This is a genomic window from Bacillus sp. AFS040349, from assembly GCF_002577655.1.
Taxonomy (GTDB): domain Bacteria; phylum Bacillota; class Bacilli; order Bacillales; family Bacillaceae; genus Metabacillus.
The window spans coordinates 1-14,951 of sequence record NZ_NUMC01000069.1; the positions used below are offsets into that span (position 1 = coordinate 1).

The 14,951-nt window shown below is 37.3% G+C and carries 6 protein-coding genes and 1 pseudogene; 6 read left to right on the top strand and 1 reads right to left on the bottom strand.

Annotated elements, in window-relative coordinates:
* Positions 1–209 precede the first annotated feature (209 nt).
* Positions 210–1,451 (bottom strand): transglutaminase domain-containing protein, encoded by a 1,242-nt coding sequence (locus COD11_RS15615; protein WP_098797836.1) that lies wholly within the window; start codon positions 1,449–1,451, stop codon positions 210–212.
* Positions 1,452–1,669: 218 nt separating this feature from the next.
* Here COD11_RS15615 and COD11_RS15620 point away from each other — a divergent pair.
* From COD11_RS15620 to COD11_RS15645, 6 genes and pseudogenes are all read left to right on the top strand, one after another.
* Positions 1,670–3,073: pseudogene (locus tag COD11_RS15620) on the top strand (alkaline phosphatase); the annotation flags it as partial.
* Between the two features lie 639 nt (positions 3,074–3,712).
* Positions 3,713–5,743 carry a glycosyl hydrolase family 18 protein gene (locus COD11_RS15625; RefSeq protein WP_098797838.1) on the top strand — a complete coding sequence of 677 codons (2,031 nt, stop codon included), beginning with the start codon at positions 3,713–3,715 and terminating at the stop codon, positions 5,741–5,743.
* Between the two features lie 411 nt (positions 5,744–6,154).
* Complete coding sequence (locus tag COD11_RS15630) at positions 6,155–8,749, top strand: ligand-binding sensor domain-containing protein (RefSeq protein ID WP_098797839.1); 2,595 nt, start codon at positions 6,155–6,157, stop codon at positions 8,747–8,749.
* Between the two features lie 80 nt (positions 8,750–8,829).
* The gene (locus COD11_RS15635; protein ID WP_098797840.1) at positions 8,830–11,271 is read left to right on the top strand and encodes a S8 family serine peptidase; all 2,442 of its coding nucleotides are present in this window, start codon (positions 8,830–8,832) and stop codon (positions 11,269–11,271) included.
* 211 nt (positions 11,272–11,482) lie between these two features.
* The gene (locus tag COD11_RS15640) at positions 11,483–13,621 is read left to right on the top strand and encodes a M14 family zinc carboxypeptidase (RefSeq protein WP_176551107.1); all 2,139 of its coding nucleotides are present in this window, start codon (positions 11,483–11,485) and stop codon (positions 13,619–13,621) included.
* Between the two features lie 208 nt (positions 13,622–13,829).
* The coding region (locus tag COD11_RS15645; protein ID WP_098797841.1) for an NlpC/P60 family protein at positions 13,830–14,951 on the top strand (1,122 nt) is incomplete at its 3' end.

The following is a 14,951-nucleotide window of genomic DNA, read 5'->3' on the forward strand; positions in this document are numbered from 1 at the left end:
GTGGATGAAGACCAAAGTGGCAGTTAAAATTGGGGAAATTGGTTTTCATAAGATGAAGAACGACAAACCACAATCAAAAAAAGAGAAAACTGTCGTTCATAAACAAAATCAATAACAAAACACCTTCACCATAAGCCGCAATAGTCTCACATAAAACAAAACAGCCCAATTCCACAAAAATTGGACTGCCCGCCATATCTAAAAACCACCTATTTCATATATCGCCCATCCGTCGCCTTCGGAAACCCAGAATTATCCCACTTATGATCCTTCGCCAATTCACTATCCGTCACCAGGAAGTAATCATAACGCACATACCCTTTCTTATCCGGAACAGGATCATTCCAAGTTGCATCGACGTTATACCACGCACCATCGATCTTTACTTTATTCCAAGCATGAGCCCCACCGTTAGCTGTACCTGTTACATACTTCGTTTCAATATTCAACTTACCTAACAAATAAATCATAGCTTCAGTGTAGCCTTCACAAACCGCTGTCCCTTTAATAAGTGCACCATACACATTATAAGAATCTTCAGGTAGAGACCCTCGCAGATAATTATCATAATCATACGCCATATTCAAAACTAGGTAATCATGAATGGCCTTTACCTTTTCGTACTCAGACATGCCAGGAGTAATCGTTTGAGCCAGAATCTGATTAGCCTTTTGCTCTAACTGACTCTTCATCGATAAGATTGTACTAGTAGAATAAAGATACTTAATTTCAAATCTCCCATCAGACCAGAACAAACTCCCTTTATAGCTAAAATAAAAAAGCTCGGGATGATCTTGAAGAACCGAATTCAATGTTTCAAAAACAACATCTGAATCCTTTGAAAAACTCCCAACATTAATTTCTGGCTTTATACTCGAGATTCCATTATAAATAGAAGAATAAAGGCTAGGTGCACTACCTGTTTCTATTGTATCTCTCAAGGTGTTTTCATAATTTGTAAGATAGCTATTTACCGCAGCAGGTAGTGAAGCATATCCACCCGCATTCTTAATTTCAACAGCTCTCTTCTTTAAACGATCAAGCTTTGCTAGTAAGTTTTTTGCTTCATTAAAGCTTCCTTTTTTCACGTTTGCATCGATTTGCTCTAGCAAACGAAGCTGTGATACTTCATAAATGACCCGTTCTCTGGAGATTTTTGCTGGTCTTACAAATTCTTTCAACAAATACTCACGCTTTGAACTGCGTGGAACCTTCCCTATAGCTCTTTCTGTTTTTCCGATCATAGCTGAAAAATCATTATATAAAGAATCGACTAACTCAAGATTTCCTTGATTGATTGCCCGATCAAATGATGTTTGCTTTTGTTTCAATTGATTAGCTACGTTTAATGCATCTTTATATGGAACTTCCCAAGAACCCGCATAAGCTTGTACATGTGAGAAGCTAAAAAACAGGATCACTAGTAACAAGGCTCTCCTTAGCATCAACATCCTACCTACCACCTTTTATTAGAGTTACTAGAATTATAGCAAACTTTTATCACAAACTAGTAAACTTCCCGACAATGGAAAAAAGTAAACAATGTTTTGACAATATATTTACATTTTTTACATAATTTTTACCACAATTTACAATAGGTAAATACTTGGTTAACAAAACTCTATTAATATAAAACTAGTGTACAAGATAACTAGTAGGAGGATGAGCAATGAAAAGTAAAGATCTTTTCAAGAAATTAGTCCCGGTTACAATTCTATCTTCAGTAGCCATTGCAGGTGTTATTGGGGCAACATCAAATACAACTGTTTCAAGTGCAAAAAGTAAAGGCGATCCAGAAATTAAAAACGTTATCTTTTTAATTGGTGACGGTATGGGGCCTTCTCCGCTTGCTGCACACCGCTACATGAAGGATAATCCGAAAACAAAAGAAATGGAACCAACTGAGTTCGACAAGTATTTAGTCGGAATGCAAACTACATATCCGGATGATCCAGCACAAAACATTACTGACTCTGCATCTGCAGCAACAGCAATGGCATCTGGTATCAAGACATACAATAATGCAATCGGTATGGACAATGAAAAAAATCCATACGAAACAGTTCTTGAGCAATCAAAAGAAATGGGAAAAGCAACTGGTTTAGTTGCAACTTCTGAGGTTACGCATGCTACACCAGCTGCTTATGGTGCACATGATGAGAGCCGTAAAAATATGGATGCAATCGCTAATGACTACTTTGATGAATTAGTAAATGGCGAGCATAAATTAGACGTTCTTCTTGGTGGAGGTTTAAAGAACTTCTCTGCTGATATGCGTAAAGATAAGCGTGATCTTGTAGGAGAATTTGAGGATGCAGGTTATACAACTGTATCAACAAAAGAAGAGCTTATGAACGATGATAGCGAGCAAATCTTAGGTTTATTCGCTGATGGTGGTCTTCCAAAAATGATCGACCGTCCAGACAGCATTCCTTCATTAGAAGAAATGACTGAAACAGCAATCGAGCGTTTAAGCAAGGACGAAGATGGTTTCTTCTTAATGGTTGAAGGAAGCCAAATCGACTGGGCAGAGCATGACAATGATGTTGTTGGTACGATGAGTGAAATGGAAGATTTCGAAAAAGCATTTAAAGCAGCAATCGAATTTGCTGAAAAAGATGGTCACACTTTAGTTGTTACAACTGCTGACCATGCTACTGGTGGTATTTCTCTTGGATCTAACACAAAAGCTTCTCCAGGTGGAGACTACAACTTCCACGTAGGACCAATTAAAGCTTTCTCAAAAACACCTGACTACATTGCAGCTGAAATCTTTGCAGCTGGCGACAAAGCTGATGTTGAAGGAATCATGAAGAAGCACATTGCTGCTGATTTCTATAGCAAAATCACTGCAGAAGAATTTAAAGCTGTAAAAGATGCTGCTGCTGCAAAAGACGGTACAGCAATCGATAATGCAATCGAAGCAATCGTAAATGATCATTCTGTAACTGGTTGGACTACTGGTGGACACACTGGTGAAGATGTACCTGTATTTGCATATGGTCCACAAAGCGAGCGTTTTGCTGGATTAATCGATAACACAGATCAAGCGAAAATTATCTTTGATCTTCTTGAAGAAAACTATGTACCTGGCGATGATAATGACAAGCCGGAAAAACCAGCTGATGGTAAACACATTGGACGTATCTTAATTAAGAAAGATACTACAATGTACAAGCCTGACGGATCAGTATTCCGTACATTAACAAAAGGTGAAGCAATCAAAGTTTACGGTTCAGAAGATGGCGTATATGATGTTGGCGGCGGTTATACTGTAAAACATGATGGCGGAAAAACTTACTTTTATGTTGGATTTGTAACAGTAAAAGCTGATACATCTTTAATGAAAGATGGAAAGGCTGAAAAAACTTTAGCTAAAGGCAGCACATACCGTGTATATAGCGTAGATGGAGACAACTTAAACGTTGGTGGCGGATACTACGTAAAAGCTGACAGCAAAGTAGTTTACACGAAACATTAATCCAAAAAAGACCCAAGAACCCTGTAGTCGAATCTACAGGGTTCTTTTCTTTGGTGATTTAAGATCTAATCGACAAACTTCGGGAAGTGACAGGCACGAGTTCCACCCTCATTCGACAAACTCCGGGAAGTGACAGGCACCACCTCCTCGGTCCTACACCACCTCCCCTAAATAAATCCACCAAACTTTGTACAAACTAATAACCACGATCCGTTTTCAAGGAGTGTCATTATGGAGTTATTTGAGAGACATCAGGTTTTAACAGGAGAAAACGAGTGTACGATTGTTTTGTATTTGCATCCTTTTTCAACGGAGTTTGCTAGTGAGCTTGGGCAGGAGGGGAAGCAGCAGGATTTAAAGGATAGTGCGAGAAGTTATGTGCAAACAAGATTGCCGAACATAAAAAATGCAACAATAAAGGTTGTGTCAGGCTTGTTGCTGGTTTCCAGTTTTTCTTTTGCAAAGGGAGAAGTAGAAGTATCGGCGCATGAAGCAGATTTTAATATGACGTATTTGTACTTCGGTAATACAAGTAGTTATATTAGACAAATTGATCGGACTAATGGAAATCTAAATCTTGTATCCCCTAGTTTTTTTGATCTTAACTCAGATGGAAGCTTAAAGCTGACTACTCAGGTGAATGCGACATTTGTTAATGAGATGCATGCTAGAGGGATCAAGGTTGTCCCGTTTTTAAGTAATCACTGGGATCGAAATGTCGGGAGAGCTGCCTTAGCGAATCGGGAACAGCTCTCTACACAGATTGCCAACGCCATTATTCAGTACAATCTCGATGGAATTCAAGTTGATATTGAAAATGTTACAGAGGTAGATCAAACAAATTACACGGACTTAGTTCGGTTGCTTAGAGAAAAGCTTCCCGCTGACAAGGAAGTGTCTGTTGCGGTGGCGGCTAATCCATATGGATGGAATAAGGGCTGGCACGGTTCTTATAACTATAAAGAGCTTGCAAAGTATTCTAGCTATCTAATGATCATGGCATATGATGAAAGCTTCCAAGGAAGTCCTGAGGGCCCGGTAGCAAGTATTGATTTTGTGGAAGGTTCAATTAAATATGCGCTAGGTGAAGAAGTGCCTCCAGAAAAAATTGTTCTTGGGGTCCCGTTCTATGGACGTTATTGGAAGCAGGGAGAATCTTATGGGGGATACGGAATCTCAAACTCTCGTGTGAATGAAATTAAAAGTAAATATAAGCACACAATTACGTACGACGAAAATACACAATCTCCTAAATTGACATTTGAAATTAAGTCAACAGATCCAACAATCACTATTGCTGGAAGGACATTAACAACGGGTAAGTATAATGTGTGGTTTGAGGATTCACGATCAATTAAAACAAAGGTCGATCTGGTGCATAAATACAATCTTAAAGGTACGGGTAGTTGGAGTTTAGGGCAGGAAGATCCTGCAATTTGGGATAATTATAAAACGTGGATGCTTACTCATTCGAGTACAACCCCTGATGGCAATTATTCAACGGGTGGTGGTGATACCACTTCAACCACACAGACTACCTATATTGTTAGAGCTGGAGATACATTATCAGGAATTGCAAAAGCGAATGGAATCACTGTTGATCAATTAAAACAGTATAATTCATTAACGACAGATGTTATCTATATAGGTCAGCTCTTGTTTGTAACACCGAACCAGGAGAATATGGCCATCTCAATACCAAATACCGTGCTGCCGACCAATCATGAGCAAATCATTGGACGTTTAACACTAAAAGAGAATACACCTTTAGTAAAAAGACAAGCAAATGGTTCGTTTATTACTTATAAAACACTGAAAAGTGGAGAAACAATTAATGTATATGGAGCACTTGGCAACCGTTATGATGTTGGTGGCGGATATTACATTAAGCAGTCAAGTGATATGGCTCTGCATATAGGACGCCTTCTCATAAAGGATAGGGAAATTCTTTATAAACCAGATGGTTCTTTTCACCGATATCTTAAAAAGGGAGAAGCACTTCGTGTCTATAGCTATGATGATCAGAAATATCAGGTCGGTGGGGGCTATTATGTGAAACCGACTAGAAATGTTTCATTTTATGAAGGGTTTATTAAGCCGAAAGCAAATTTAACGCTTTATAATCCAAACGGCAAGGTACACAGAACCATTCGACAGGACGAATTCATTCGAGTGTATGGTATTGATCAGGATCGTTTTTATGTTGGTGGTGGGTATTATATTTTGATTGATCGAAGTAAGATGACATTTATTCGTCATTAATGGAGATTTGTACTGGTAACATAAAAGCCTCCGGTTAGGAGGCTTTTATGTTCATCATACACTTGTCTAAAAGAAAAGCCCAACTTTTGTATTACTAAAACTAGACATAATTATGGAAGGTTGTCCAATAAAATGGAATCTTACCATAAAAATGTAATAACGGGAACATTCATTATTTTACCACATTTTCACTAGAATGGATTGATTTTTTCATTTTTTATGAAGAAAGTTTTATCTTTTCTTAGTAATTAAGTCCTTGATTGCAAAAAGTGTAAAATTTAGGTATTGAAAACCAATTTTTCAAAATATGAACAAATTCTAAATTATTGAAATTTACATGAAACCTTAATGACGTGTTCTTATATTAATGATAGGATATATATGTAAAAACAAGTCGAGGAGTAGAACAATTTGTCTATTATGAAAAAGGTTTTAAGTGTAAGTGTTATCGTGTTGCTTTGTATTTCTTTTCTTACTCCATTAAAAAGCAGTGCTGCAACGGAGGGAGATTCTATTTTTGAGAATTTAGGACCAAAAGTTGAATATGTAAATGTGATTAAAGGAAAAATGGTTTCATCACAAGGAATAAACTATTATGTAAGCTTGCTACAAGGTGAGCCTGCAAAGCTAGCTGTGATTGATTATAACACAAAAAAGGTCGTTGATTTACGTGAGTTAGAGGGGGCTAAGGCGGCATGGTCAATTGAGTCTACCTCAACTGGAATTGTTTATATAGGGACAACTCCAAATGAACACGTTTATAAGTATAATATCAACACGCGTGAACTAACTGATTTAGGAAAAGCAACAACAAATTCCGATACAGTTATTTGGGATATGGCATATGATGAGCAAGGTGACCGACTTTTCGGCGTCACATCATATGGAGGTCGAGTATTCTATTATAATCAAAATCAAGGATTTAAAGATTTAGGAACGGTACTAAGCGGAAGACAATATGCAAGAAGTGTTGAGTACGATCAAAGTGAAAACACGTTGTATATTGGGGTAGGTTCACCAGCGGCTTTAATAAAGTGGAATTTAACAACAAATGAGAAGGTCAACCTGTTAGACTATGACAGGACAAGCTCTTCTGTCTATGATTTGAATTTAGTAGATGGACAGCTATTTGCGAAAATGGAAGAAACAAATGAAATCCTTCATTTTGATTTAGAAACAGATGAGATGGTTCATCGATTTGATGCGAATTCTCGAGGAGTTTCTGGTCAGACACCTAATGAACCTATTGTGTTTTATAGCAATGATGGTTCACTCTATCAATATAATTATGAAACGAAAACAAGCGAGAAGATTCAATCCAATTTATATGGCTCAAGCGCAGTTTCACTAGACATCCTACCGGGAGTTCAGAAGGTTGTTGGTTTAGCTGGTAACGGTGGGCGCTTTTATGAGTATCAGTACAATCAAAATCGTTTTTCGATTATGATGCTGGATTTACCACCACAGTTTGTTGAATTGTTTAAAATCGGCAGCAGTTCAACTGGTGATATTTTCAGTTCAGGATTTATCTCAGGACATTTATCCCGTTATAATCCACAAACAACAACAAATGAGATTTTCAGTGGATTAGGACAGGTTGAAAGTGTGGCTGAACAAAGTGGCAAAATATACTTTGGAACATATCCGTCAGCAAATATATATGAATATAATCCAAATGCCAACTGGGTTAAAAACTCAAACCCTGCTAAGTTATTATCATTATCAGAAGTAGGACAAACTAGACCTTCTGTGATGGTTTCTGATGAGAAGAATAACCGTTTGTTTATCGGTTCCGTTCCGAAGCGTGGCGAAAAGTCAGGCTTGATGACAATCTATGATGTAAGTAAAAAGAAAATGATCGAGCAATTTACATTAAAAGAAGGTCAACGGGTGATATCGGCTACATATGACGAAGAAAATAACATCTTATATGCCGGTACATCTGTTTATGATGGTTCAGGAGCAAAAACAGAAGACGGCGCGAACATTTTTAAAATTGATTTAAATCAGGAAACATATGAACCAGTAGAAGTTACTGCATTAAAAGGTTATCACAACATGGTATCTGCATTAAAGTGGTCTTCTGATGGAAAAATCTACGGAATTCTTGATAATAAATTTATCGTCTATACACCTTCTGAAGAGCCGGATTCTGAGCAGGTCGATATTTACCCAATCATTCCTGAAAGTGTACTAGGAATGGGAAGAAATGAGTCTCTGCTAGATGGTGAAGATGGCTACTTATATGGAACTGTGCACAATACGTTGTTTAAAGTAAACCTTGAAAACTACAGAATTAATATTTTTAGACAAGGTGATGTAAACACACTAGTTTCAGATCATAAAGGATATTTTTACTTTAACAGCGGTGCAAATCTCTGGAGAGTCAAAAAGTCTTCCTTAACAAGTGATAAGGCGATTGTTCCGACGAAAATACTGTTACCACATGTTACAGTAACAGAATCTGAATTCCCAATTGCCCGTGTTTATACGAAAAGACCTGTTGTTTTATATCAAAAGCAAGGAAACAGAATGGTTCCTGTTAAAACACTAGGAGCTAAACAAGCATTCCGCGTTTATGGGGTAGAAGGTTCGTACTATCATACTGGTGGTGGCTACTATGTATTCCATGAGGATTCAAAAACAACACCATATATCGGTCGTGTTGCCACAAGTGTTCCAACACCAATTTTAAAGCCAGACGGTGAGCTTTTCAGAATGATGATGCCTGGTGAAGAAATTCGCGTCTACAACTATGATGAAGAAAACTATGATGTTGGTTCTATGTACACCATTGCAAAATCAACAGAGGTTACGTATTACACAGGATCTCTTACTTTGTTAGAAGAAACACCTCTTTATAAATACGGAGAGGACGAGCCGGTTCTGACGTTATCGGCAGGAGAAGAGTACTTTATCTCTGGTACTGATGGAAATAAATTAGATATTGGAAACGGGTACTATATCCTTTATGATAAAAATATAATGAAATACTCGAAAAGCTAAAGTTGATAAGGACTGATCCACGTTTGGGTTGGTCCTTTCTATTATTAACTTGGCCAAATGAAGGATAGGTGGACAACAAGATGAAAAAAATGATAAGTTTTAGCATCGCAGTTATGTGTTTGTTAAGTATCACCGCAGTGTCTGCCTATGCAGAGGAAGTACCGAAAGTTGTATCAAGTGAAGGAATTGATACAATTTTACCAGAAAGAACACAAAGGTCTAAAGGAAAAGACAATAAGGAAGCACAGGTACCATTAAGTGAAATTGAAAACCGTGAATTGATTGTTAAAGGAAATGTCACAGTAAGCGATTTAGAGGCACTTGGCCTTCAGCAAGTTGATACAACAAATCTAGCGGACTCTAATTCTAAATTGATTACAATGAAGATTCCTAGTCAACTAAACTATGAAACTACATTATTAAAGGTAAAAGAATTAGAGGGAGTGGAATTTGCTGAACCTAATGTGAAGCTTAATACAACAGCAACTCCAAACGACTATTATTATTCCAAACAATGGTATCTCCCAGCCACGAATGTTTCAAAAGCATGGGACTATTTTTCCTTCAAAAATGAAATAAAAGTAGCCGTTATCGATTCAGGTGTCGATGCTTCTCATCCAGAATTAGCTGGAAAGGTCCTTAAAGGTTATGATTTTGTTAATAATGATTCAAATCCAGCTGATGATCATGGACATGGAACAGCTGTAGCTGGCATTATCGCCGCTATAGCAAATAATGGTGATGGTGTCGCGGGTATTAACCCTAATGTGAAGATCATTCCTATTAAAATAAGTGACAGTACTGGAGAAGCAACAGTAGAAAATGCAGTAAAAGGAATTCATTACGCCATGCAACAGGGTGCGGATATTATAAACATGAGCTACGGCAGTGCTTATTATTCTGATATTGAAAGTGAAGCACTATGGGCAGCCTTTGACCAAGGAATCACTCTTATTGCGGCAGCAGGGAATAGTAGTACGAGTGATCCGTTTTATCCTGCTTCATATACTCCTGTAATTAGTGTGTCGGCCACAAATAAAGCGAAAGCACTTGCTTCCTTTTCAAATCGTGGAGATATGATTGATGTTGCAGCACCAGGAGAAGAGATATACGCCCTCCACTTAAACGGTGGATACGTCGTTACTGATGGTACATCTTTCTCATCACCGGTCGTTGCCGGCATTGCTTCTTTACTAAAAAGTAAAGATCCGACTCTTTCTCCTATGTATATTGAATGGGCATTAGGGCTTGGTGCAAGTAATGGGAAGTGGATACCTGACACAGGATATGGCATTGTGGACGCCTACAATAGCTTGCAGCTAACATATCCGTCTCTTGCAAACGATGTGTCTGACGAGGCAACTGGTGCATTTGATATCGGTCAATATGGTTCTCATACTGAGAAGATTGATCATCCTTATGATTCTGATGTTTACTATTTTAATGTTCCAGAGTCTACAACCGTTGATATTCTCATTAATGGATTTTCAACAGATTTGGATCTATACGCAGAGATTGTGAGAAAAAATGGCGCAGATTATGAAGTCATTGATTACATCGACAACTATGGATTTGGTGAGGCAGAGGACTATACGTTTAATGCCACTGCAGGAGAGTATTACCTTGTGCTGTATGATTATTATAATCATTGGTCTTCAACACCATACACAATCTACGCTGATGTTGGCTTGAAAAATGTTAATTTAACGACTCCAACATCAAATGTTCAGTCAGGCTCTTTTAATCAACCGTTTGACGTTCAATTAAAAACAGATTCGGTTGGGAAAGTCATTTACACATTAGATGGTTCAACACCTTCAGCAACAAATGGCGTAACGTACAGAAGGGCCATTCCTATTTATGAAACAACGAATATCAAAGCAGCTACAGTTTATGGAACGAAGGTTAGTGAAGTTGCTTCGTACAAGTATGAATTAAGTACTATGCAAATTCCGCAAGTATCATTGCCAACTGATCACAGTCACCCAATTGCACGAGTGATTATCCGTGCAGACAATGTTGGTCTTTATAAAAAGAACAGTAACAATACGTATACGTTGTACCGCAACTTATCAAAAGATGAGCAGATTAGAGTGTATGGTGTTTTAGGTCATCAGTATAATGTGGGTGGCCCATACTATATTAGACACCAAGATACCAAAACTTCTGTGTTCATTGGGCGGGCGCTTATTAAGAAGCCAACAGCATTACTTGATCCAAACGGAAAAGTACACCGTACGCTTCAAGTAGGTGAGGCAATAAGAGTTTATTCTTATGACAATACGTCCTATCACGTTGGCGGCGGTTATACGATTAAAGCAGACAGCAAGACTAAGTATTTAATAGGATATGTAAAGCCGAAACGGAACATTTCTTTATACTCTCCACAAGGTGCTTATCACTCTACCTTAAAAGCTGGGAATTTATATCAAGTTTCAGCTATTGCCAATGGGAAAATGGACCTTGGGAACGGATATTATGTGAAAGATAGTAAGAGTGATTTTGAGTTTATTAAGAATTAATGCTATTACTGAACCTCTCCGGATAAGATGGAGAGGTTTTTTTATGGGCTTTAATTTAAAGGTGTATTATATACGTATTTATAAAACTTACAATTGTTATTTATGAAAATAGTTACAATTTCCTAAAAAACGACAAATATCTCCTTTTTTTTGATATGATTAATAGGTTCGTAGATAACGAGAAAAAACTTGTGAAAGTGGGGATACGTAGTTGTCGAGAAAGCTATTATTTCTTTTATTATTCTTCGTAGGATTAGGTGTTTTGCATTTTGTTCCATCACATGCATCAGCAGCAGTTGTGAATAACAACCAGGTTTATACGTATGAAATCATGGAACAAGATATTAAGGAACTTGCTAATGCTTATCCGGACCTTATTAAATATAAGGTGATCGGAAAAAGTGAATATGGTCGAAATATTTATGCCGTGTCTTTAGGAAACGGTCCGTCTGTTGTTCAAATTAACGGATCACACCATGCCCGTGAATGGATGACAACAATGGTTAACATGAATATGCTTGAACAATATGCACAAGCATATAAAAACGGTAAATCAATTGATGGCTATAATGTAAAGTCCATCATTCATTCATCGACAATTTGGTTTGTTCCGATGGTTAATCCAGATGGGGTAACATTGCAGCAATTCGGTTTAAAGAAGTTTCCAAGCTCTGATCATAAATTTTTAATCAAAGCAAATGACGGCAGCATGGACTTCAAAAGATGGAAAGCGAATGCAAAGGGAATTGATCTAAACAGACAATATGATGCAAACTGGGCTGGCATTTGTTGTGACCCAGGCAGACCTTATTTTAAAAACTATAAAGGTCCTAAACAAAATTCTGCAAAAGAAACAATTACAATGGTTGATTTTATTAACAAAACAAAGCCTGAAATCATTGTTAGCTATCATAGTAGCGGTGAAATTCTTTACTGGAATTTTCATCAATCTGGATCACGTTATAATCGTGACCATTCATTAGCGAAACAAATTGGTAGGATGACAGGTTATTCACTTATTTATCCAAAATCGAGTCCATCAGGTGGAGGCTTAACCGATTGGTTTATTGCTCACTATAAGCGACCAGCCTTTACGATTGAAATTTCTCCATACGTTGGTGAAACAAGTGTGCCACTTTCATACTTCCCAAGTATTTGGAGTGAAAATAGGGCAATTGGCCTTTATACAGCAAACGAAGGCTATAAGCTGTTTATGAACAAATACAACAGTGTAAAATCAGCAGCAACGAAAAAAGTAAATGATGCTTTCTTAACTAGCAAAGCATTACGACCTTATCATACAAGTAAAGTGAAAAGTGTGAATAATATTGTTATAAGTACAGACTTTATGAATTCTTATAACAAAACAGGCAGCTTAATTAAAACGGCTGAGCAGTCACTATCTGGGCTTACAAGCTCTGATCGAAACTTCTTAACAACGTATATTAACGAAGCAAAAGCACGCAAACTTGATGCAGCAAGATTTATTGATGCTGTAAAAGTAGGGGACGAGCTTTCTACTGAAAAGCAAAGCTTTGATGCTCTTGTGAAAAAAGGTGCACTGAATGATTCTGTTGTTAAAGAATATGACGAGCTCTCTTATAGAATAAAAAAAGCAGAGCAAGTGATTAGTCGAGTATATGGTAGTTCATACCGCAATTTATTCGGTGACAAATATATTGTTCCAGGGAAAATTTCAAAAGAATATGTGATCTATGAAGTATCTCGATATAACCTTCTTTCTGAAATCGAGCAACATATTACAAAAGCAGAATACAAACAGGCAGCAGATAAACTTGCAATGTTAGACCGTCTAGAAAAGCGTTCTGTTCAAATTAAAGCAGACGGTAACAAGTTATATCCAGGTAAATACCCTGATCTTCCAACTATCGAAGCACAGCTTGTTTCAAAGAAGCAGGAAATTGTTGTGTTGTATGAGGAAGCAGCAGGTGTTACAAACCTTGAAACAGCAAACGAAACAATTGCAAAAGTGAATGAGCTTTATACAAGCTACCAGCAGGTAACTGAGATTTCACCTGAACTTTCTTTATTTACTGAGTTAAAGGGAATTAACGTTTCTGCCGATCCTACTCTTCTTGATGAAGCGAAAAAAGCAGAGTATAACCTAGCAATTGAGCAGCTTCAAGAAGTGAAAACCTTTGAAGAAGCAGTATTGCTTGGGGAAGAAATCCTTAAGCTTTCTACAGAAATAGAACAGCTAGTAATACAGGGACAGCCCCATGAAGAACTAACGTTACAGTATAATGACAAAAAAGCGCAGTTTGAAACACTTGTTGCAAAACTTGTAACAGAAGCTCAGAAAGCGAAGTTAATAGAGAAGTATTTGTAAGATAGGGAGGGCTTGATGCCCTTCCTTTTTTTTAGTTTACATTAGAAAATACTGTAAAATATGCAATAATATAGGTGGTTACTGTCGGAAAATCTACTAAATTGTAATATTCCTGTAACATAAAGCGACATATTTAACGCTATTGTTACAGAACGGGTGTAACATTCTTGTTATAATACAAGAGTGAAACTAAAGGGGTTGATATTTTATGAAAAAGTACGCATTGATTTTATTCCTGCTACCTATCGTTCTACTATCCTTTCAAATGAAAAGTCATGCTTCGAGTTTGTCAAATGAAGCCGAATTTATAAACTATAGCAAAAAATTCCTGGGTGTTCCTTATAGATTCGGCGGCACAACACCATCAGGATTCGATTGCTCGGGTTATATTAACTATGTTTTCAACGAATATGGTTATTCGCTTCCTAGAACAAGCGCAGATATGTATGCTTCAAAAAGCCTCTCACCTGTTAAAGATCTTAAAGTTGGGGATATTGTATTTTTCACTACATATAAGCCTGGTGCATCACATGCAGGAATTTATGTTGGAAACGAAGAATTTGTCCATGCCTCTTCTTCAAGAGGTATTTCAGTAAGTAATCTTGAAGAGTCTTACTGGAATAAAAGATATCTTGGGGCAAAACGTCACAACGAATTATCAAACGATTTAAGCTTTTCAACAGATGCAGAAGCACAGAAGCTATGGCAAACCGCGTCAAACTATTACTTAAACTCAGCTGTAACTAGTCAAAATCAAGATTTAATGAGTTTGTACAATGTTTTACGCAGCCAAGTAACATTAGATAGTAGCACTCCAGCAGGAGAACATCTATTACGTACCGCAAACTTAATTGATTCTATTAAGTTAGCAAACACACTATCAAGTTCAACAAATCAATTAGTTGATAAGATGATCACGAACCAAGAACTTACAGATGAAACAGTTAGTCTTTACCAGGAGCAATCTGCTGATATCAGAAAAAGTGAAAGGGTATACAGTCGTTTGTATGGTCCTGAGCTAAGAAATCGTTTCAATAGTGAATCTGTTACACCTGCAAAAATAGCAAAAGAAACCGTTATTTATGAAGTCTCTATGTACTTATTACTGGATACAATTAACAGCACCAAAGAACAAGGAAATCTTGATGAAGCTCGCAATCTATTGGAAAAATATGATAGACTAGAAAGACGTGCAAAAGAAATCAAGGTGCTGGGTAATACACTGCATGCAAATGCCTATCAAAATCTTGATAAAATTCATCAACAACTTCAAGGTGTGAAAGAAAGTTTGCAAGCTGAATTACAAGCCAGTAAGGTAGTGTCAAAAGAT